This is a genomic window from Micromonospora sp. CA-248260 (assembly GCF_050942205.1).
In the GTDB taxonomy this organism is placed as follows: domain Bacteria; phylum Actinomycetota; class Actinomycetes; order Mycobacteriales; family Micromonosporaceae; genus Micromonospora; species Micromonospora antibiotica.
This window is the reverse complement of the sequence record NZ_CP192021.1, coordinates 2,446,871-2,467,765: the sequence shown is the minus strand read 5'-3', so window position 1 is coordinate 2,467,765 and position 20,895 is coordinate 2,446,871. Positions and strand designations below refer to the sequence as shown.

The following is a 20,895-nucleotide window of genomic DNA, read 5'->3' as shown; positions in this document are numbered from 1 at the left end:
GAGGCCCACCGGGCGGCGTACGGTGCCCGGTCCGGGTCAGCGCTGCCAGACGCGGACGTAGTCGACCCGGAAGTCGGCCGGGAAGCGGGTGGCCGCGTCGGGGTCGCCCAGCCAGCCGCCGACCTGGAAGTTCAGCCGCAGGTTGAACGGCTTGTTGAACGCCTCGTCGAACCACGGGGTGGTGCTGCGGTCGCGCTGCCAGACCTGCCGGCCGTCGATGTACCAGCGGATCACCCCCGGCTCCCACTCCGTGGTGTACGTGTGGAAGCCGTCACCCGGGTAGCCGGTCGGGAAGTCCCACCGCTGGTCCTGCTTGACCGGCGTGTAGTCGTAGAAGATCGCCTGGGTGGCGGCCTCGTGCAGGGACGACCCGCCGGGCAGCTCCACCACGTCGATCTCGCCCTTGCCGCCGTCGTCGGGGCGCAGCCAGAACGCCGGCCAGAGGCCCTTGGAGTCGGTCGGCCCGTTGGGCGACTTGGCCCGCATCTCGAACCGGCCGTAGGTGAACGACGCCTTGCCGATGGTGTCCAGGTAACTCTGGGTGTACTGCCGGGTCTGCGAGCTGCACACCGCGGTCTCCCGCTGGGCGCGCAGGGTCAGCACCCCGTCGGCGACGAAGGTGTTGTCCGCGTCGTCGACGTTGCAGCCCTTGTCGATGTCGCGGCCCTCGTTGTCGCGCAGGTTCCATCGTTTCAGGTCGACGGTGGGCCCGGTGAACTCGTCGGACCAGACCAGCCGCCAGCCGGGCACGTCCGTGCCGGGGCGGACCGTCGGCGTGGGCTTCGGGGCGGCCGTGGTCGGCGCGGGCGGGCCGACCGTCCGGGTCGGCGACGGCGCCACCGTACGCGTCGGCGTGGGCTTCGGGGCGGCGGTGGTCGGCGGGGCCGTGGTGGCCGGTGGCCGCGTCGGCGGCCGGCCGCCCCGCTGGTAGGTCACCACCAGGCTGGGCCGGATGGTGGCCTTCGTGTTCTCCCGGGACGCCCAGTAGATGCGGGTGTTCCAGTTCTCCTGGGTCAGGGCGAAGGTGACCTGGCCGTTGCCGCTGACCGCGCCGGAGACGTCCCACTCGTTGTAGCCCTGGGCGACCCGGTCGACGGTGGCCAGCGCCGGACCGAGGACGGGCCGTTCGTGCCACGCGCCGGTACCGACCGCGGTGCCCTCGGCGGCGTGCGCCCGGACCCGGGAGGTGAACTGCTGCCAGGCGTACACCCGCAGGGACGCCTTGACCTTCACCGCGTCGGCGGGCAGGCCACGCACCTGGAACTCCAGGACGGCGTCGCGCTGGCCGACCCGGTTGCCGTCGCAGAGTTGCGGGCAGCTGGCCAGGGTGGTCTTGACCCCGTTGTCGCCGTCCTGCGGGACCTGGGTGGCCGTGGTGTCCGCGACGGCGGAGAGCACGATCGGCGGCACCTCGGCGGCGATCAGCGGCATCATCGTGGCCACGATGCCGCCGACTGCGGTGACGCTCAGGACACTGAGGACGACCGCCTTGCGTCGGCCGGTGATGGCCGGAAGGGCGCGGTGGATTCCGTGCCTGCTCAAGGAACTCTCCCCGGGTGGGCGACGATTACCGGCAGCAGCGTAACCACCACGGGCGGCTGTGGCAGGGGTGAAATCAAGGTGACGACAGGACTTAACCAAAGAATAAGGCAGCCGGGGTTGCTTTTCGGCGGGCGAGCAAACGAATGCCGGCTTCCCGAGGTTACGCCTGATTGACCGGAAAGTCGGCGATGCGGTTCGCCGTCATCCTGGCCGCTCCTGACCCGCCGGGCAGGGTCGCGGGGAACGCCCGCCGAACCGGCCGGCCCGACGGGAGGGCGGGTCAGCGGCGGGCCGCCGCCAGCGCCGCGCGCATCGCCTCGACCGGTGCCGGCACCCCCGTGAACTGGGTGAACTGGCCGACGGCCTGGGCCAGCAGCAGATCCAGCCCGGAGAGCACCTGACGGCCGGCGGCCAGCGCCGAGGCGGCCAGCGGGGTCGGCCACGGGTCGTACAACGCGTCGAAGAACACCGTGGACGGTCCCCAGTGGACCCCGTCCGCCAACGGGTCGGCGACCCCCTTCGGCACGGTGGAGACGACCAGGTCGGCGCGCAGGTACCCGGCGGCGTCGGCCCAGGCCACGGGGACCAGGTCCACCCCGACGGCCGCCGCCACCGGCCGCAGCTGCGCCACCGCCGCCGGGCGACGGGCCACCACGGTCACCGTGGTCACGCCGAGCCCACCGGCGGCGGCCAGGGCGGCCCGGGCGGTGCCCCCGGCGCCGAGCACCGTGACGGCGGCCCCGGCCGGCACCCCGGCCGAGGTCAGCACGGTCACCATGCCGGAGACGTCGGTGTTGTCGGCGTACCAGGAGCCGTCGGGACGCCGTACCAGCGTGTTGGCCGCGCCGACGGCGGTGGCGACCGGCGACGCCTGGTCGGCCACCGCGAGCGCGGCCTCCTTGCCCGGCATGGTCACCGACAGCCCGGCCCACTCCGACCCCAGGCCGGCGACCAGGGCCGGCAGCTCCTGCGCCCCGCACTCGATCCGGGTGTACGACCAGCCGTCGAGCCCGGCCGCGGCGTAACCGGCGTTGTGGATCACCGGGGAGAGGGAGTGCGCGATCGGCCGGCCGAGCACCGCCGCCCTCACCGGCAGTTCTCTCCGCTCAGCACGCCGTTGGTGCACATCTGGCGTTGCAGGTCACGGAAGTCGGCGTCGGTCGTCCCGTAGCCCATGGTGCCCTTCTTGTCGACGGTCATGAAATAGACCCAGGTGCCGTTGGGCGGGCTCATCGCCCCCTTGAGGGCATCCTCGCCGGGGTTGCTGATCGGGGTGATGGTCAGCCCGTCCGCGCCGTGCGTCCGGTACGGGTTCTTCGGGTCGTTCAGCTCGGACTGCTTGAGGATGTCGGAATCCTTCGGGTTCTTGCCCTGCAACCGCAGCCAGTAGTTGATCGCGCTGTCGATCTCCAGACACTTGCAGTGGTAGCGGTCGGTGTAGACCCGGTTGTAGATCACCCGGGCCACCTTCGGCATGTCCACGTGGTTGACCGACTCGGCCTGCGCGATCGACGCCGTGATCAGCGCCTCGTACGGGGAGATGCCCCGGTCGGCCTCGACCGTCTCGACGAACTTCATCTCCCCGGTCACGTCGAGGAACTTGTCCACCATCAGCGACAGGATCTGCGGGGCGGTCGCCTTCGGCGGCAGCTCGTAGGTGGCCGGGTAGAGGAAGCCCTCCAGGCTCCGCGGCCCCTTCTTGCCGTCCTTGCGGTTGAACCAGAACTCCGGCACGCCCAACTTGACCGGGTCCTTCGCGGCGGCCTTGAACTCGGCGACCGGAATCTTGGTCTCCTTGGCCAGCAGGTCGTAGATCGCCAGGGTGATCATGCCCTCGGGGATGGTGATCCCGTTGACCACCCGGCTCTTCGGGTCCAGCAACAGGATGAGCGCGTCGGAGGCGCGCATCTCCTTCTTGACCTTGTACCGGCCGACCTGGATGTTCTTGCTGAGCGCGTTGTCGTCGGCCGCCTCGACGAAGGCCTTGGTGCTCTTGACCACACCGGCGTCGTAGAGGGAGTTGCCGATGTCGGTGGCCGTGTCGCCCTGCTTGACGTCGACCAGCGCCTCACCGGTGCCCGGGCCGTCGAAGTCCGGCGTGATGAAGTGGCTACGGATCCGGTCGAAGCCGTAGAAGGCCCCACCCCCGATGCCACCCAGCAGCACCAGAGCCATGAACAGAGCGAAGATCGTCTTCAGGTGCCCGCCGCCCGACTTTCCGCCACCCGACGTGCCGTTGCGTCGGCTGACGAAGCCACGCCGGTGCCGGCCCTTCTCCCCCCTCTCCTGCTCGTCGAACCCGAGGTCCAGATCGTCGATCATTCCGTCCGCCTCCGCTGCGCTTCCAGCCAGCTCTGCAGGATCTCGACCGCGGCGGCCTGATCCACCACCGCACGTTGGCGCTTTCCCCGGACGCCACGCTCGGCAAGCCTACGAGACGCGACGACGGTTGACATCCTCTCGTCGGTGAGCGTCACCGGAACCGGCGCTATCACCTCGGTCAACCGGCGCACGTACGCCAACACGTGCTGGGCCGCCGGCCCCTGCCGGCCCGCCAGATTGACCGGCAGCCCGACGACGACCTCGACGGCCTCGTGCTCGGCCACCAGCTGCGCGAGCTGGGCAAGGTCACCGGGCACCGCGTCCGGGCCGGTGGTCAGATCCCGGGCCAGAGTGACCAGCGGAGTGGCCAGGATCCCGTGCGGATCGGAACGGGCCACCCCCACCCGGACCTGCCCGACGTCGACACCCAACCGGACCCCCCGGGACAACTCACTCACCGTCGGTCACCCTCCCCGGTGACGAGCCAGGGCGGACCAGCTCTGGTCCGCCCTGGCTCGTGCGCTGATCCGTCACGCGTCGGCGATCGCCTTCTCGACCGTGAGCAGCAGCTTCGGCGCCTCGGCGGCGGGCAGGCCACCACCCTGCGCGACGTCCTGGCTGCCGCCACCCCGACCGAAGAAGGCCGCCTTGACCAGGTCGTTCGCCGCCAGACCACGGCCACGGGCCGCCGCGTTCACGGCCACCACCAGGGACGCCTTGCCGTTCGATCGGGCCGCCACCGCCACCACCGCCGGCCGCGCCGGATCGATCTTGCCGCGGATCTCCTGGGCCAGGGTCCGCACGTCGTTACCGGCCGCGCCCTCCGGCGCCTCGGTGCCGACGTACGCCACCCCGCCGACGTCCTTCGCCTGCCCGGCCAGCGCCGCCGCCCCGCCCAGCACCAGCTGGGCGCGGAGCTTCTCCAGCTCCTTCTCGGCGTCACGCAGCTGCGTCACGGTCTGCTCGACCCGGTCGGCGACCTGCTCACCGGGCACCCGGAACAGCTCGGCGAGGCGGGACACCAGCAGGTGCTCACGGGCCAGGAAACCGAACGCGTCCATCCCGACCAGCGCCTCGATCCGGCGCACGCCCGAACCCACCGACGCCTCGGAGAGGATCTTCACCAGGCCGAGCTGGGCCGAACGGGCCACGTGCGTGCCGCCGCACAGCTCCCGGGCGTAGTCGCCGACCTCGACGACCCGGACCCGCTCGCCGTACTTCTCGCCGAACAGCGCCATCGCGCCGATCCGCCGCGCCTCCTCCTGGGTGGTGATGAAGGCGTTGACCTCCAGATCCGCCAACAGCACCTCGTTGACCTGCTGCTCCACGTCGTGCAGCACGCTCGGCGACACCCCGGTCGGGGTGTTGAAGTCGAACCGCAGCCGCCCCGGGGCGTTCAGCGAGCCCGCCTGGGTCGCCGACTCGCCGAGGAAGTTACGCATCGTCTGGTGCACCAGGTGGGTGGCGGTGTGCGACCGCGAGATCGCCCGCCGTCGGGTCACGTCGATCTCCGCGTAGCCGGTCTCCCCGGCCCGCACCTCACCCCGGACCACCTTCGCCCGGTGCACGATCAGACCCGGCACCGGCTGCTGCACGTCGAAGACCTCGACCTGACCGGCACCGACCGTGATCAGCCCCTGGTCGGGCTGCTGACCGCCACCCTCGGCATAGAACGGGGTGGTGTCGAGCACCAGCTCGACGGTGTCACCCTCGACCGCCGCGCCGACCTGGACGCCACCGCTGAGCAGCGCCCGCACCCGGGACTCCCGGCTCAGCTCGCTGTAGCCGGTGAACTCCACCGCGCCACCGTCGTCACGTACCGACCGGTACGCCGACACGTCGGTGTGCCCGGTCTTGCGGGCCTGCGCGTCGGCCTTGGCCCGGTTGCGCTGGTCGGCCATCAACCGGCGGAAACCCTCCGCATCCACCTGGAGGCCCTGCTCGGCGGCGATCTCCAACGTCAGGTCGATCGGGAACCCGTACGTGTCGTGCAACTGGAACGCCTGCTCACCCGACAGGGCCGGCTTGCCCGCCGACCGGGTCTGCGCGATCGCCGTGTCCAGGATCGTCGTCCCCGCCCGCAACGTCGACAGGAACGCGTCCTCCTCCGCGTACGCGTACTGCGAGATCCGGTCGAACTCGGCCGCCAGCTCCGGGTACGACGGGGACATGCAGTCCCGGGCCACCGGCAGCAGCTCCGGCAACGCCCGCTCCTGCCAGCCCAGCAGGCGCACCGCCCGGATCGCCCGCCGCATGATCCGGCGCAGCACGTAGCCGCGCCCCTCGTTGCTCGGGGTCACCCCGTCACCGATCAGCATCAACGCGGTCCGCACGTGGTCGGCGACCACCCTCAGCCGTACGTCGTCCGGGTGCGACTCGCTCGCCACGTGACCCGAGTGCGCGCCGTACCGCTTGCCGGTCAGCTCCGCCGCCCGGTCCAGGATCGGCCGCACCTCGTCGATCTCGTAGAGGTTGTCGACGCCCTGCAGGATCGAGGCCATCCGCTCCAGGCCCATGCCGGTGTCGATGTTCTGCGCCGGCAGGTCACCCAGGATCGGGAAGTCCTCCTTCCCGCTGCCCGGACCCCGCTCGTACTGCATGAAGACCAGGTTCCAGAACTCCATGTAGCGGTCCTCGTCGACCGCCGGGCCGCCCTCGCGGCCGTACTCCGGACCCCGGTCGTAGAACAGCTCCGAGCACGGGCCGCACGGCCCCGGAATGCCCATCGACCAGAAGTTGTCCGCCTTGCCCCGGCGCACGATCCGCTCGGCCGGCACCCCCACCGACCGCCAGATCTCGAACGCCTCGTCGTCGTCGAGGTAGACCGTCGGCCAGACCCGCTCCCCGTCCAGCCCGTAACCACCCTCGGCGACCGGCTTGGTGACCAGGTCCCAGGCCAGCGGGATCGCCCCGGACTTGAAGTAGTCACCGAAGGAGAAGTTGCCGTTCATCTGGAAGAACGTGCCGTGCCGGCTGGTCTTGCCGACCTCGTCGATGTCCGGCGTACGCAGACACTTCTGCACACTCACCGCCCGCCGGTACGCCGGGGTCTGCTGCCCCAGGAAGTACGGAACGAACTGCACCATGCCGGCGTTGACGAACAGCAGGTTCGGATCACTGATGGCGGGCAGCGGAGCGGACGGCACCACGGTGTGCCCGTTCGCCTCGAAATGGGCGAGGTACCGCCGCTTGATCTCCGCCGTCTTCATCGCTGGTGCTCCTCCGGAAAAATCTCTCGGTCACCGATACGCGGGTCCTCCCGCAGCTCGGCGAACTGGTCGTCGAACGCCTCACCCCGGGCGAACGCCTCGTGGATCTCCTGCTCGCGCTCGGCCATCCCGATCCGTACGTCCTCCACGAAGCTACGCAGCGACTCGACCAGACCGCCAGCGGATTCGGACAGCCCACTGGCGATCCCCGCCGGGGTGTACGCCTGCGCGGTCCGGGTGGCCTTGCGGACCACCACCACGCCCACGGCCAGCCCGATGCCGAGCCAGAAAAGTCGCCTCATGTCTCATTCCTCCTGTGCGACGCCGGCCGGGTCAGCTGTTGCCGCGCCGGGCGGCCCGACGCTGCTGCTTGATGGTGTCGCGCACCTCACGCTCGGTCTCCGCGGTACGCCGCGCCGAGGCGGCCCGGCGGACGCCGTACCCGAACGCCGCCACCTTCACCAGCGGGTTCGCCGCGGCGGCGGAGACGACGGTGGCCAGGTTCGCCACGTTGGCGGTGACGTTCTGCGCGTGGTTGGTCATCGTGTCGACCTTGGCGAGTTGCAGGTTCACCCCGTCGAGGGAGGTCTGCACCTGCTCCAGGGCGACGTTGACGTTCTTGACCGTGGTGTTCACGTCCCCCAGCAACGGGGCGGTCTGCTCGTTGAGGTCGTTGATCATCCGGGTCGTCGCGTCCACGGTGTGCCGCAGCCGCAGGATCGGTACCGCCAGCACGAGCACCAGCATCAGGAACGCGCCGGCCGCGATCAGCGCAGCGATCTGTCCACCATCCACGCATGTCCTCCTCAAGCAGGGTTCCGGGGCCCGACGCCCCGGAACACGCGACCCGGGTCGCGGCGTGACCCGCACCGGGTCGATCGGGAGCAGGCGGGCCTGCCAGCCCCAGACCCTACCGTCCGTGATGGAAGCCGGCTCAGGATGGTGAAGGTGTCGGGCTGCCGAGCGGATCGTCGGTGATCGTCGGGAACGGGTCCTCACCGGTCAGTGACGGGTCGGTGCTCGGCTGTGGCCGGGTCCGCTCGTCGTCGATCGCGTTGCGGACCTTCACCGACACCAACGAGCCGGTGCACTCCCCCGCCGCGGGCGGGACCGGGGTGGCCGGCGGTACCGCCGGGTCACCGCTGGCCTGCGGTGCCGCACAGGTCGGCTCCCGCACCCACAGGTCGAGGGTCAACTCGTCGCGCCGCCAGCAGGTGTAGCTGCCCTTGGCCGGCTGTTCCGGGCACCGGGTCACCTTCCACGGCCGCCAGCCCTGCGCGCGCAGGGCCTGTTCGTAGACCTGGGTGGTCTCCTGCGGCGCGCGGTCGGACTCCACGGTGCGCTCCCGCAGCCGGCAGTCCTGCAGGCACCAGCGGCTGCCACTGACGTTGTCCACCGTCTCCACCGTCGCCCAACCCGGCACGCCCAACTCGTCGAGGGTGCCGAAGACCGGGTCCCGGCTCAAGGTCCGCATCCCGAAGAAGGCCGGGAGCGCCCCGAGGAGCAACGCGCTGGCCAGCACCAGGATTCCCAGCCGCAGGCGACGCCGGTGCCCGGTCCGGCGACGCGGTTCGCCACCGGTGTCGTCGGCGCCGTCGGGCTCGTCCTGCGTGGGCGAACGCAACGGCGCCCCGGCCGACCCGTCCGGATCAGACCGGGCCCCCTGCGGTGGCGTCACCCGGGCCACCCCGGGGCCGTCGACCCGACCGGAGGACGGGCCGGCCGGAGCACCTGCCGGCTCCGTCCGATCGGGGGGGCGCACCGGAGGTGCTGCCCGGCCCACGGCGTCCTGCGGGCCGGCGACCGGTCGTCCGCCCGGCGCGGTGGCCCGGGCGACAGCCGCCGCCGCGACGGCCCCACCCGTACCGGCGGGTCGGGCAGCGGACCGTGGCCCGGCGGGCCGGCCGCCGTCCGCGCCAGCCGCCCGATGCGGATCGTCGGTGATGGCGGGCGGTCGGGCGACGCCGGTGACCGGGCCGGTGGCGGGATCGTCCGGGCGGGCGGTGCCGGTGGCCGACCCCTCCGCACGGGCGGTGCCCCGCGACGACGTGCCGGGACGGGGTGCGACCTGGTCGGACGCGCCGGGCTTGGCCGCCCTCGGGTCAGGCTGCGCCGCCCTCGGGTCGGACGCGCCCGGTCGGCGTGCGCCCGGTTCGGGTGCCCCCGGCTGCGGGGCCGGCGGGGCGGGGGCGTCCGGACGTGGCCCGCCCCGGCGCGTACCTCGTTGCGGGGCGCGGCGGCAGCGTTCGGACCCGGTGCGCCGAAGCGGGGAGCGCCGGAGGTCGGTGCCGTCGCGGCACCGTCCGGACCGGCGTCGCGGGACGGTCGGGCCGCCGGCGGCGGGCCTGCCGGGCGCGACCCGCCCGGGACCGGCGCGGTGCCGGGCACCGGGGCCGAGCCGCCGACCCGGGGGCCACCGGACACCGGACCGGGACCGGCGGGGCGCGCAGCCCCGCAACCGGCGGGGTGCCAGGAACCGGTACGGAAGCGGTACCACCGGCCCGGGGGCCGCCGGACCCGGGATCGGAGCCACCGGGACGCGGACCCCGAGCCGGGTCGGGCCCGGGGCGGGCTGCACGGACCGGACCGGGGTCATCGCCCACCGGCCCGGGACCGGCCGGCCGCTCGGGCGGGACCGGCCGTGCCGTCCCCCGAGCCGGCCCAGCCTGCTCCGGCCGATGCGGGTCACCGTGCTCCGGCCGGCGTGGGCCAGCCTGCTCCGGCCGATGCGGGTCACCGTGCTCCGGCCGGCGTGGGCCAGCCTGCTCCGGCCGGTGCGGGTCACCCGGTCGCCCCCGACCAGCCGGGTCGGCCGGACCAACGCCGCCCGGCGGGGTCGGCCGACCACCCGGTGGGGTCGATCGGTTGAGCACCCGCAGGGCGGGGTCGGTGTGTGAGGTGCGACCGGCCTGCCGCAGCCAGTCCGCCGGCCGATCCGGCCGGTCGCCACGGGGCCGCTCGTCCTGGGCGGGACCGGTCGGGACCGGTCGACCAGCCGCCGTACCCTCGTCCGGCCGACTCCGCCGGCCGCGCGACTCGTCGATGGGCGGGCGACCCTGGGGATCGGACTCGTTCCCGGTCCGGACACGCCACTGCCCTGACGGCTCCGCACCGTCCGGGCGGTTCCGCCGCCCCCCGGGCCCGTCGCCGTCCGACCCGGGACGGTGGGCCGCCGGCCCGCCGTCCGGACCGGACCGTCGGCCCGGTGGGGGGGCGATGTCGGTGGGCGGGCGGCGACGCCCGTTGTCGTCGTGGGCAGCCGGACCGGACCGGCCGGTGCCGGGCACGGACGGCGACGACGGAACATCGGGTGGGGTCGGCGCGGCCCCGGGTAGCGGTGGCGCGTTGCCGGTCAGCGGCACCACCGGTTGGTCCGGTTCGGCGGCACGACGACGGCCTGCCCGCTCGCCGGCCGGCCGGCCACCGGGATCGCGCACTGGGGTGGTCGGCGCCTCGGCACGGCGGACCCCCCCGGCCCTCTCGGGCGGAGGGTTACCGCCCGGCGGGGCCGTCGGGGCGGTACGGGGCCGCCGGCAGTCGGGGCCGGTAGTACTCCGGCGCCGGTCGGGGCACCCACCCCGGCGCGGGGTGTGCCCGCCGGCTGCACCGCAGCGGGCGCGGGACCACCGGGCCCGGGGCCGGGCCGGTTCGCCGGTTCGACCGGACCGGGACGTCGCTCTCTCGGCCGGTCGTCCGGCACGGTCCGGCGACCCCGCAGGGAAGGACCATCCGCTGCTGCCGCCCCCGACCGGTCGTCGGGTACCGCCCGACGGCCCAGGGGTGGCCCGGCGGGTGTCGGGGCACCGTGCGAAGGCCCGGCAGGCGTCGGGGAACCGGGACCGGCCCATCCGACAGGTGGTGCCTGACCGGGGGGCACCGGCCGGCCGGGAGCGGCGCCGGGGACCGTCGCCCGGCCGGGGGCCGGGACCGCAGCCCGGCCCGGACCGGAACCACCGGCGGTGGCGTCCGGGTGGGATGCCTGTCCGGGCCGCTGCGGGCCGGGGTGATCGGCGGACGCCTGGCCCGGCCAGGGCCCGGCACCCGGACGCGGATGCTGCCCGGAGGGTGCGGACCAGCCCGGCCCGCGCACCGGTGGGGCAGCCTGGGTAGCGGGGTGTGCCGGCCCCGGTGGAGGTCCGTCGGGGCGGGCGGGACGGGGCGAATCGGTGCCGGCTGACACCGACCCGGGCCGGGCGGGGCCGACCGGCGGCAGCGGGGACGGCCCACCCGGCTGCGGCGGGCGGGGGCCACCGGATGTCGGCGTCTCCCGCCGCGGACCCGGTGAACCGGGCGGCGGACCTGTCGGAGGTCCGGACTCCGGTCGGGCGCCCGGCTGCTGCTGCGGCCGAGGCTCCGGCGGGGCCGGCTGCGGCCGGAGAGCCGGCGGCGCCTGCTGCGGCCGGGGGTCCGGCTGCGGTGGGCGGACGCCGGCCGAGGGGGCCCGTCGGGACGGGACACCGGCTGACCGACGCGCGGCGCGACCGGCCCCCCCGGGGCGTCCTGCGGGGCGACCGGTCCCCGTCCGGCAACCGGCGGCACCGGGCGGACCGGCGGCACGGGACCACCGTCCGGGCCGAGTTCGGTGCGCTGCTGTTTCGCCGTACGCAGGTCGTCGATCCAACCGAACTCTTCGCCGGCCGGCTCGGGCGGGGTGTCGTCGCCGCCCCGCCCCCGACCCCACCGACGTCCCTTGGCGCGAGGTTCACGCCGCTCGTCGGGACCGTCCTGCGGTTGCTCCCCACCTCGCGATGTCACTGCTGAACCTCCCCGGCGTCGCCGCCGTCCTCATCCGCCCCACCGGCGTGTCCCGGGCCCGACGGGTGACGGCCGTTGACCACCGGCACCGGCCCGTCGGGTCGTGACACCGGGGTGGACAGCCCCCGGACGATCCGGCGCAGCAGGGGCAGCCGGGCGGCCACCGACCGCTCGGCACCGTGCCCGCTGGGCCGGTAGTAGTCGGTCCCGACGAGGTCGTCGGGAGCGTACTGCTGGGTGACCACTCCGCGTTGGTCGTCGTGCGGGTAGCGGTAGCCCGTGCCGTGCCCGAGCCCCCGGGCGCCGGAGTAGTGCGCGTCGCGCAGCCCACGCGGCACCGCGCCGCCCCGACCGGCCCGTACGTCGGCCATCGCCGCGCCGAGGGCCGTGGTGGCCGAGTTGGACTTCGGCGCGGTCGCCAGGTGGATGACCGCCTGGGCGAGGTTGAGCTGGGCCTCGGGCAGGCCGACGTACTCCACCGCGTGCGCGGCGGCGGTGGCCACCGACAGGGCGGACGGGTCGGCCAGGCCGACGTCCTCGCTGGCGAAGATGACCATGCGGCGGGCGATGAACCGGGCGTCCTCCCCGGCGACCAGCATCCGGGCCAGCCAGTGCAACGCGGCGTCGACGTCCGAGCCGCGCATGCTCTTGATGAAGGCGCTGGTCACGTCGTAGTGCGCGTCGCCGTCGCGGTCGTAACGCACGGCCGCCACGTCCACCGCCTGTTCGGTGGTGGCCAGGTCGATCCGGTCGACGTCGAGCGCGGTCGCCGAGGCCGCCGCCGCCTCCAGCGCGGTGAGCGCCTTGCGGACGTCACCGCCGGCCAGGCGCACCAGGTGGTCCTCGGCGTCGGTGGCCAGGGTCAGCGCGCCGGCGAGGCCGCGCGGGTCGGTCACCGCGCGCCGTAGCAGCGCCCGCACGGCCGCGTCGTCCAGCGGCTGGAGGGTGAGCAGCACGCACCGGGACAGCAGCGGCGAGATGACGGAGAAGTACGGATTCTCGGTGGTCGCCGCGAGCAGGGTGACCGTACGGTCCTCGACGGCGGCGAGCAGCGAATCCTGTTGGGTCTTGCTGAACCGGTGCACCTCGTCGATGAAGAGCACGGTCTGCGGGCCGCCGGAGCGGCGCTGCCGACGGGCGGCCTCGATGACGGCCCGGACGTCCTTGACCCCGGCGGTCAGCGCCGACATCGCCACGAAGCGACGGTCGGTGGCCCGGGCCACCAGGTGGGCGATGGTGGTCTTGCCGCTGCCCGGCGGGCCCCAGAGGATGACCGACAGCGCCGCGCCGCCGCCGACGAGCTGACGCAGCGGGGCGCCGGGCGCGAGGAGGTGTTCCTGCCCGACCAGCTCGTCGATGCTCGCGGGCCGCATCCGCACCGGAAGGGGGGCGTCCTGCCCCACCGAGGCGAAGTCGTCGACGCCGACGGTGCCCGCGGGGGCGCTGGGCGCCGCGGCGGGTGCACCGAGGGAGAAGAGGGCGTCGGAATCCATCAGGAAGACAGTACCGGGCGGGGCCGACGACGCCGGAATCGCGCCGTCGGCCCCGCCCGTTCTGATCCGATGCGGTCAGGTGCGGTCAGCCGCGACCCGGCCGACGGCCCCGGTACCACCGGCCGCCGCCACCGCCGCGCGGGCCGCTGCCGACGCCGGCCAGGTAGAGCGAGAGCAGCAGCAGGCCGATCAGGACCAGGGTGTTCCAGTTGAACAGGTCGGGGGCGCCGAAGTTGGTGTTGAGCAGGTCCAGCAGGAGCGCGAAGCCGAAGACGACGGCCGCGAGGATGGCGAGCATGTGTATGTCCTCCGGTAGGGGGTCCCAGTAGGTCGGCCCCGATGTACCCAATCGGTCGACTCGTCAATCTCCACCGTGGAGATCGTCGTCGCCGGGGCGTCTCGACCGGCCGGGTTCTAGGCTGCTGGCATGATCGACACCGACCGGGAACTTGCCGGCCGGGCGGCAGTCCTCGCCGCCACCGACAACCATCCGTACGTACGGCACGCGTTGCGGCGCGACGACCGGCCCCGCGGCTGGGTCCGCGACGGCGCGGTGGCCTGGGTGCTCCCGGCGGCGGAGAACGACCGGGCGGGTGGTGTGGTCGGTCCGGTCGACGCGGCGGTGGAGCTGGTCGCGGCGCTGGTCACCGACGGGTTCGTGCGCCCGGGGCAGTACCTGCAGCTGCCCCGGGCCGACCGGAGGCTGCTGGTCGACCGGTTCGGCGCGACCCGGGTCGACGACTGGGATTTCCTCTGGACCACCGCCGCCCCGCCACGGCAACCCGGGCAGGAGCGGGTGGTCCGCCTCGGCCCGGCGGACCACCCGGCACTGTCCGCGCTGATCGACGACGCCTTCCCCACCTCCTCGTCGCGCCCCGAGGACCCGACGGTCGTCGACTGGTACGGCAGGTGGGAGGCCGAGCGACTGGTCGCCTGTGGGGCGGACCGTAGTCGCGGCGACATCGGCTTCCTCGCCGGGCTGACCGTGGCCCGCGACCGACGGGGGCGGGGGCTGGGCGCGGCGCTGACCGTCGGGATGACCCGGGCCCTGCTCACCCGGTACGACCAAGTCGGGCTCGGCGTCTACGCCGACAACCTCGCCGCGCTGCGGCTCTACCGCCGGCTCGGCTTCACCGGCACCCTACGGCGCAGCTCGGTGTGGCTCGGCTGAGGCCGCCGACCCGGCCGACTGGGCGCCCCGGTGGTCGGCCCCGGCGGGCACAGCCGGAAGTCCGGCCCCGGCGGGCACAGCGGGAAGTCCGGCCCCGGCCGGTGTGGCCGGAACGTTCCCGGGTCCGGCTTCCAGCGGGACGTTCCCCGGCTCGGCTTCGACCGGGACATCGCCGGGTGGGGCTGCGGCCGGGGCGGCCCGCCGGCCGGCCCACCAGGCGGGCAGGTAGAGCGGGGCGGCCACCGCCAGCGCGACCGCGCCGACCACCATCGCCGGGCCGACCCCGTTACGGTCGGCCAGCGCGGTGAGCAGCACCGCGCCGAGGGCGAACCCCGGTTGCCCCATCATCGAGTTGAGCGAGATGACGCTGGTCCGGTAGGGCCCGTCGACCTGCCGGTGCAGCAGCCCCAGGTGCAGCGGGTTGGATGCGCCGTGCACCGCATAGCAGGCCAGGTAGGCGACCAGCACCCCGACCGGCCCGGCGAACAGCCCCATACCGAGCACGGTGACACCCTGGAGGATGCGCAGCAGCCCGGCGGCGGGGGCGGCACCGAGCCAGCGCAGCAGCAGCGGGGTGGCCGCCGCACCGGCCGCCGAGACCAGCCAGGCCGCCGAGTTGGCCGGGCCGAGCAGTGCCGCCGCCCGCTCGGGGTCGCCGACCACGTCGGCGAGCCGGATCGGCAGCAGCGACTCGAAGGTGACCATGCCGAAACCCCAGAACAGCTCCACCGAGACCAGGGCGAGCAGCACCCGGGAGCGGCGCAACAGGCCGACGGCCCGACCCACCATCCGGGGTGCCGCCACGACCGAGGCACGCAGCGTGCCGGGGCCCCGGGCCGGGCCGGTCTCGACCAGCAGGATCAGCAGGACGACCAGGGCGACGGCCTGGAGGGCGGCGGCGACCAGCACCGGCACCGTCAGGGCGCTCACCGGCCCGACCGGGCCGAGCGCGATGAGGCCGCCGCTGAGCAGCGCACCGCCGGCGATGGTGACGCCCGCGACGGTGCCGGCGAAGCCGAGGCCGGGCTCGTAGTCGGCGTCCCGGTCGGCGGCGAGCGTGGACTCGACGTACCAGGAGTCGAGCGGGCCGCTGTCGAGCGCCCGGTAGACCCCCTGTAGGGCCCAGACCAGGAAGAACAGGGCGAACGAGTCCGCCACCGCGAACAGCCCGAGCGACAGCAGGCTCACCGACCAGGCGGTGACCAGGACCACCCGGCTGCCGAGCGCGTCGGCCAGGCCACCGGTCGGCAGCTCCAGCACCAGCACGACCAGGCCCTGGGCGGTGGCGACCAGACCGATCTGGGACAGCGACAGGCCGCGTTCCTGCATCAGCAGGATCAGCACCGGAATGGTCAGGCCGGTGGGCAGCCACCGCAGGCCGTAGAGGGTGAGATAACGGAACCGGACCTGGCGTACGGTCAGCGCGGCCATCACTGCTGCTCGATCATCGGGAACGCGGCCACGAAGACGTGCACCCGCTCGGCGTCCGGCTGCGCCGGGTCCGCCTCGGTGCGGTAGCGCTCCAGCACCTGCCACAGCTCGTCCTCCAGGGCCTGGAGCCGGTCGGCGGGGAGGCTGAGGAAGGCGTCGCTCATCCCGAACGCGTCCCGCCAGGCCGGTGACCAGTCCTGCTGGACGGCGAACCAGCGTTCGGCCCGCTCAGCCAGGAGGCGCACCTGGTCGCCCTGGATCCACTCGATCGCGGCCCGGGCGTCGGGGTCGTCGTCGAAGTCGCTCGGCTCCCAGTCGGTCACCTCGTGCGCGGCCCGCCACCAGCGCTGCCGCCCGGCGCTGCGGTCCGGGTCCTCGACCACCAGCCCCACGTCGGCGAGCTGGCGCAGGTGGTAGCTGGTGGCGCCGGTGTTGGTGGCGAGCAGGCCGGCGAGGGTGGTGGCGGTGGCCGGTCCCTGCACCCGCAGCGCGCCGAGCAGCCGCAGCCGCAGCGGGTGGGCCAGGACGCGGACCTGCCGGTGGTCGATCCGGACGGAGCTGGTCGCGGGTCGCCCGCCGGTGTCGTCGTTCTCCATGCATGCACAATAACTGTGCACAGAATCTATGCACAATATTTGTGCATAGATTCTGTGCAAGACCTCCTGTGGGGCCCGACACGGCCGACCCGACGGTCTCCCGTCAGTCGGCGAGCAACTCGGTCACGCCGCGCAGCCGGGTCCGCAGCAGGGTGACGGCGCGGGACGAGTCCAGCCGCACGTCGGTGGGGCGCCGCAGCCCGGCCGCCGTGGTCGTGGCGGTCGTCATCCCGGCCGGATCGATCCCGTGCCGACGGGCCACCAGCAGTCCCAGCCCGGCCCGGCTGACCGGCTCCGGGCCGGCCACGTTGAGCGGGCCGGCGACTGTCGAGTCGGCCAGTTCCAGCACCGCGTCGGCCAGGTCGCCGACGTCGACCGGGCAGCGCAACTCGTCGGTGAACAGGGTGGCCCGACCCGCCAACGCATCCCGGCAGAGCTGTATCTGCTTGCTGCCCTCCCCCAGGATCAGCGAGGTCCGCACCAGCACCGCTCCCGGGTCGACCACCCGTACGGCGGTCTCCGCCGCCGCCTTCGCCGCACCGTAGGGATGCACCGGGGTCGGCACGTCGTCGTCGAGATAGGGGGTCGGACGGCCGGCGTGCAGCGCGTCACTGGACAGGTGCACCAACCGCGCCCCGACCTCGGCCGCCGCATACGCGACGTGCGCCGCCCCGTCGGCGGTGACCGTCCAGTCGTCGGTGCGGTACGCGGTCGCGACGACGACGTCCGGGCGTACCTCGGCGACCAGCCGGCGCACCGCCTCCCGATCGGTCACGTCGAGCCGACGCGCCGCCACCCCGGGCACCCCGACCGCACCCGACCAGCACGTCCCCACCACCGACCACCCGGCAGCAACCCCCCGCCGACACACCTCACCCCCGAGAAACCCACTACCCCCCACCACCAACGCCCGCATCCCACCACTCCCCTTACAGCGATCAAGAGGTTCACGTCACCTCACGGCGTGATGATGACGTAAACCTCTTGATCAACGATCCGGGGTAGGGCGGCCGGGCGGGCCGGCCGGGGTGGGGTGGGGTGGGAGTTAGGCCGGGTCGGCTACCGGGGCGGCGGGGCCGGCGGTGCCGGGGGACGCGGCCGGGGGCTTGGGCTTGGCGTCGATGCCGGCCTCGGTGCGCTGCTGGGTGGTGATCGGGGTCGGGGCGCCGGTCAGCGGGTCGAAGCCGCCCCGGGTCTTGGGGAAGGCGATCACCTCGCGGATCGAGTCGGCCCCGGCCAGCAGCATGCAGACCCGGTCCCAGCCGAACGCGATGCCGCCGTGCGGCGGGGCGCCGTACTTGAACGCCTCCAGCAGGAAGCCGAACTTGTCCTGCGCCTCGGCGGGGGTGATGCCGAGCAGGTCGAAGACCCGCTGCTGCACGTCGCCCCGGTGGATACGGATCGAGCCGCCGCCGATCTCGTTGCCGTTGCAGACGATGTCGTACGCGTAGGCCAGGGCCCGGTCCGGGGCCTCCTCGAACCGGCCGACCCAGTCGGCGTTCGGCGAGGTGAACGGGTGGTGCACGGCCGTCCAGCCGCCCTCGTCCGTGCGCTCGAACATCGGCGCGTCGACCACCCAGCAGAACGCCCAGGCGCTCTCGTCGATCAGCTTGGCCCGCTTGGCGATCTCGATCCGGGCCGCGCCGAGCAGTTCCTGCGCCTCCCGGGTGTTCGTGCCGGCGGCGAAGAAGACCGCGTCGCCCGGCTTGGCCCCGACCGCGTCGGCCAGGCCACCCAGGTGCTCGGCGGAGAGGTTCTTGGCCACCGGCCCACGCGCCTCGCCGGTCTCGGCGTCCAGCACCACGTACGCCAGGCCGCGCGCGCCACGCGCCTTGGCCCAGTCCTGCCAGCCGTCCAGCTCCTTGCGGGTCTGCGCCGCACCGCCGGGCATGACCACCGCGCCGACGTAGCCGCCCGCGTCGATCGCACCGGCGAACACCCGGAACTCGGTGCCGCGCAGGTACTCGGTCAGCTCGGTCAGCTCCAGGCCGTAACGCAGGTCGGGCTTGTCGGAGCCGTACCGGGCCATCGCGTCGTGCCAGGTGATCCGGGGGATCGGCCGGGAGATCTCGTGCCCGGCCAGGTCCTTCCAGAGTGCCGCGACGATCGCCTCGCCGAGGTCGATCACGTCGTCCTCGGTGACGAAGGACATCTCGATGTCGAGCTGGGTGAACTCCGGCTGCCGGTCGGCGCGGAAGTCCTCGTCGCGGTAGCAGCGGGCGATCTGGTAGTACCGCTCCATGCCGCCGACCATGAGCAGCTGCTTGAACAGCTGCGGCGACTGCGGCAGCGCGTACCAGCTGCCGGGCTGGAGCCGGACCGGGACCAGGAAGTCGCGGGCGCCCTCGGGGGTGGACCGGGTCAGCGTCGGGGTCTCGATCTCCAGGAAGTCCCGCTCGTGCAGCACGGTGCGGGCGAGCTGGTTGGCCCGGGAGCGCAGCCGCATCGCGTTGGCCGGGCCACTGCGGCGCAGGTCCAGGTAGCGGTAGCGCAGCCGGATGTCGTCGCCCGCCTCGACCTGGTCGTCGACCGGCAGCGGCAGCGGCGCGGCCTCGGAGAGCACCTCCAGCGCGCTGGCGGTCACCTCGATCTCACCGGTGGGCAGCTCCGGGTTCTCGTTGCCCTCGGGGCGGCGGGTCACCTCGCCGGTGACCTTGACGCAGAACTCGTTGCGCAGCGCGTGCGCGTCCTCTTCGCGGAACACCACCTGGACCACGCCGGAGCCGTCGCGCAGGTCGACGAAGATGACACCGCCGTGGTCGCGCCGGCGGGCCACCCACCCGGCGAGCGTCACCGTGGTGCCGGCGTCCGTCGCGCGCAGGCTGCCGGCGTCATGGGTACGGATCACGACTTGCGTCTCCTCATCTGCGGTACGGCTGTTCCCCCGCATTGTGTCAGCCGCCCGGTCCGCCCGGTTGCGGGGTGAGCAAGGCCGGCCCGCCCACCGGACGCGCGGAACGGGCCGCCGGTGTTCCCGACGGCCCGTTCACGCAAGGTGGATCAGCGGATCCGGTGGTGCATCAGAGGATGCGGCAGATCGGTCAGATGATGCTGACGCCGTAGACGCTCAGCGGCTCGGTGACCGGCTGGAAGTAGGTGGTGCCACCGCGGGTGCAGTTGCCGCTGCCGCCGGAGGTGAGGCCGACCGCGCTGCTGCCGCTGAACAGCGAACCGCCGCTGTCGCCCGGCTCGGCGCAGACGTTGGTCCGGATCAGGCCGGAGACCGAGCCCTCGGCGTAGTTCACGGTGGCGTTGATGGCGCTCACCGAGCCGCTCTTGAGGCCGGTGGTGCTGCCGGAGCGCTGCACGCTCTGGCCGACGTACGCGTTGGCGGCACCGGTGACGTCCCGGAAGCTGCCGTTGTAGAGGGAGACGTTGCCGGTCGCGTTGGCGGCGTTGCTGTGCCGGACGATGCCGTAGTCGTTGCCCGGGAAGCTGGTGCCGGTACGGGTACCGAGCACGCTGGTCTGGCCGGAGTTCGAGTACCAGGTCGAGCCGATGTTGGTGCAGTGCCCGGCGGTCAGGAAGAAGGTCTGACCGGCGCTGTTGCGGACGTTGAAGCCGAGCGAGCAGCGACCGCCGCCGGTGTAGATGGCCTGGCCGCCGGAGATCTTGGTGCTGAGCACGCCGGTCTCGGCCTCGACCCGGACGGTGCCACCGGTGCGCGCGGCGGCGGCCTTGACCCGCTCCAGCTTGGCGCCGGTGACGGTGCTGTCGACCGACACGACGACCTGGTTGGTGGCGGTGTCGGTCCACCACGCGGTGCCGGGGATCTTGGCCGACCGCTCCAGCTCGGCGGTGGCGGAGCGGAGCTGGGCCGCGCCCCGGGTGACCAGCTTCGGGACGGCACCGGCGGCGCGGACCTGCTTGGCGGCGGCGGTGTCGGTGACGGTGACGACCATCTTGCCGGCGGCGTCGGCGTAGGTGCCGGCGGCGCGGTCACCGAGACGCTCGGCCAGGCTGGCGGCGGCGTCGGGGGATGCGGGTGAGGCGGGGGCCGCCTGGGCGGGGGCACCCATGAGCGCGCCGGTGACCAGGGTTCCGGCCATGGCGACGGCGGCGGCGTGTCGAAGTGAGGACCTCGTGGGTCGCATGCAACAACCTCCGGAAGGGGGTGACGGGCGGCGTCATGAAGACGCGCCCGGGGACAACCGGCCGACCTGGGGAAACCGGCCGAGAGACTGAAGTATTCACATATTTAAGATCGTTATCAAGACATGCGTTTGCCCGGATTCACCCCACCAGCGGTTATGACGGTCAGGCAACATCGTGGACACATCCATGTCAGACCCTCCGCCAACCTGCCCCGCCCCCACAGCGGGCCGGGCCCGAAGCGGCCACCGCCGACAGCCCGAAGCGGCCCCCGCCGGGGGTCC

16 protein-coding genes are annotated in these 20,895 nt (G+C 73.6%); 1 reads left to right on the top strand and 15 read right to left on the bottom strand.

Annotation, left to right across the window (positions count from 1 at the left end):
• Positions 1-36: 36 nt before the first annotated feature.
• The 10 genes from ACQP2H_RS10835 to ACQP2H_RS10790 form a co-directional block, all read right to left on the bottom strand.
• Positions 37-1,542: a glycoside hydrolase family 16 protein gene (locus ACQP2H_RS10835; RefSeq protein WP_208569479.1), complete on the bottom strand. Its 1,506-nt coding sequence runs from the start codon at positions 1,540-1,542 to the stop codon at positions 37-39.
• 280 nt (positions 1,543-1,822) lie between these two features.
• Positions 1,823-2,632 (bottom strand): shikimate dehydrogenase, encoded by an 810-nt coding sequence (locus ACQP2H_RS10830; RefSeq protein ID WP_433232475.1) that lies wholly within the window; start codon positions 2,630-2,632, stop codon positions 1,823-1,825.
• Entirely contained in the window at positions 2,629-3,864 is a 1,236-nt protein-coding gene (gene mltG / locus ACQP2H_RS10825; protein ID WP_208569477.1) for an endolytic transglycosylase MltG, read from the bottom strand. Before mltG ends, ACQP2H_RS10830 begins: the two co-directional genes overlap by 4 nt.
• Positions 3,861-4,322, bottom strand: coding sequence for a Holliday junction resolvase RuvX (ruvX, locus tag ACQP2H_RS10820; protein ID WP_208569476.1), 462 nt, complete (start codon positions 4,320-4,322; stop codon positions 3,861-3,863). Before ruvX ends, mltG begins: the two co-directional genes overlap by 4 nt.
• Before the next feature lie 72 nt (positions 4,323-4,394).
• Positions 4,395-7,073 carry an alanine--tRNA ligase gene (gene alaS / locus ACQP2H_RS10815; RefSeq protein ID WP_433232471.1) on the bottom strand — a complete coding sequence of 893 codons (2,679 nt, stop codon included), beginning with the start codon at positions 7,071-7,073 and terminating at the stop codon, positions 4,395-4,397.
• Positions 7,070-7,375, bottom strand: a complete 306-nt coding sequence (locus tag ACQP2H_RS10810) for a hypothetical protein (RefSeq protein ID WP_208569474.1) — start codon at positions 7,373-7,375, stop codon at positions 7,070-7,072. The genes alaS and ACQP2H_RS10810 overlap by 4 nt, the downstream gene beginning before the upstream one ends.
• A gap of 31 nt (positions 7,376-7,406) precedes the next feature.
• A complete protein-coding gene (locus tag ACQP2H_RS10805; protein WP_219469662.1) occupies positions 7,407-7,868 on the bottom strand; it encodes a DUF948 domain-containing protein in 462 nt (153 codons plus the stop codon).
• Between the two features lie 139 nt (positions 7,869-8,007).
• The gene (locus ACQP2H_RS10800; protein ID WP_357024742.1) at positions 8,008-8,697 is read right to left on the bottom strand and encodes a hypothetical protein; all 690 of its coding nucleotides are present in this window, start codon (positions 8,695-8,697) and stop codon (positions 8,008-8,010) included.
• 3,127 nt (positions 8,698-11,824) lie between these two features.
• Complete coding sequence (locus tag ACQP2H_RS10795; protein ID WP_219469657.1) at positions 11,825-13,321, bottom strand: replication-associated recombination protein A; 1,497 nt, start codon at positions 13,319-13,321, stop codon at positions 11,825-11,827.
• Between the two features lie 85 nt (positions 13,322-13,406).
• The gene (locus ACQP2H_RS10790) at positions 13,407-13,619 is read right to left on the bottom strand and encodes a hypothetical protein (RefSeq protein WP_067307861.1); all 213 of its coding nucleotides are present in this window, start codon (positions 13,617-13,619) and stop codon (positions 13,407-13,409) included.
• 129 nt (positions 13,620-13,748) lie between these two features.
• Here ACQP2H_RS10790 and ACQP2H_RS10785 point away from each other — a divergent pair, with 129 nt between their 5' ends.
• Entirely contained in the window at positions 13,749-14,492 is a 744-nt protein-coding gene (locus ACQP2H_RS10785; protein ID WP_357535859.1) for a GNAT family N-acetyltransferase, read from the top strand.
• Here ACQP2H_RS10785 and ACQP2H_RS10780 read toward each other — a convergent pair.
• The 5 genes from ACQP2H_RS10780 to ACQP2H_RS10760 form a co-directional block, all read right to left on the bottom strand.
• Positions 14,463-15,923 (bottom strand): MFS transporter, encoded by a 1,461-nt coding sequence (locus ACQP2H_RS10780; RefSeq protein WP_433232465.1) that lies wholly within the window; start codon positions 15,921-15,923, stop codon positions 14,463-14,465. The genes ACQP2H_RS10785 and ACQP2H_RS10780 overlap by 30 nt on opposite strands.
• Entirely contained in the window at positions 15,923-16,519 is a 597-nt protein-coding gene (locus ACQP2H_RS10775) for an ArsR/SmtB family transcription factor (protein ID WP_219469647.1), read from the bottom strand. The genes ACQP2H_RS10780 and ACQP2H_RS10775 overlap by 1 nt, the downstream gene beginning before the upstream one ends.
• A gap of 103 nt (positions 16,520-16,622) precedes the next feature.
• The gene (locus ACQP2H_RS10770; RefSeq protein ID WP_433232462.1) at positions 16,623-17,435 is read right to left on the bottom strand and encodes an SDR family oxidoreductase; all 813 of its coding nucleotides are present in this window, start codon (positions 17,433-17,435) and stop codon (positions 16,623-16,625) included.
• A gap of 129 nt (positions 17,436-17,564) precedes the next feature.
• Positions 17,565-19,367: an aspartate--tRNA ligase gene (gene aspS, locus ACQP2H_RS10765; protein ID WP_219469641.1), complete on the bottom strand. Its 1,803-nt coding sequence runs from the start codon at positions 19,365-19,367 to the stop codon at positions 17,565-17,567.
• A 193-nt stretch (positions 19,368-19,560) separates the two neighbouring features.
• Positions 19,561-20,613, bottom strand: coding sequence for a S1 family peptidase (locus ACQP2H_RS10760; RefSeq protein ID WP_219469638.1), 1,053 nt, complete (start codon positions 20,611-20,613; stop codon positions 19,561-19,563).
• Between the last annotated feature and the right edge of the window lie 282 nt (positions 20,614-20,895).

Coding starts and splice junctions, on each gene's coding strand:
- ACQP2H_RS10760 (WP_219469638.1), bottom strand. CDS start 20,613: ATGCGACCCACGAGGTCCTCACTTCGACACGCCGCCGCCGTCGCCATG.
- mltG (WP_208569477.1), bottom strand. CDS start 3,864: ATGATCGACGATCTGGACCTCGGGTTCGACGAGCAGGAGAGGGGGGAG.
- alaS (WP_433232471.1), bottom strand. CDS start 7,073: ATGAAGACGGCGGAGATCAAGCGGCGGTACCTCGCCCATTTCGAGGCG.
- ACQP2H_RS10770 (WP_433232462.1), bottom strand. CDS start 17,435: ATGCGGGCGTTGGTGGTGGGGGGTAGTGGGTTTCTCGGGGGTGAGGTG.
- ACQP2H_RS10795 (WP_219469657.1), bottom strand. CDS start 13,321: ATGGATTCCGACGCCCTCTTCTCCCTCGGTGCACCCGCCGCGGCGCCC.
- ACQP2H_RS10785 (WP_357535859.1), top strand. CDS start 13,749: ATGATCGACACCGACCGGGAACTTGCCGGCCGGGCGGCAGTCCTCGCC.
- ACQP2H_RS10790 (WP_067307861.1), bottom strand. CDS start 13,619: ATGCTCGCCATCCTCGCGGCCGTCGTCTTCGGCTTCGCGCTCCTGCTG.
- ACQP2H_RS10775 (WP_219469647.1), bottom strand. CDS start 16,519: ATGGAGAACGACGACACCGGCGGGCGACCCGCGACCAGCTCCGTCCGG.
- ACQP2H_RS10810 (WP_208569474.1), bottom strand. CDS start 7,375: ATGAGGCGACTTTTCTGGCTCGGCATCGGGCTGGCCGTGGGCGTGGTG.
- ACQP2H_RS10780 (WP_433232465.1), bottom strand. CDS start 15,923: ATGGCCGCGCTGACCGTACGCCAGGTCCGGTTCCGTTATCTCACCCTC.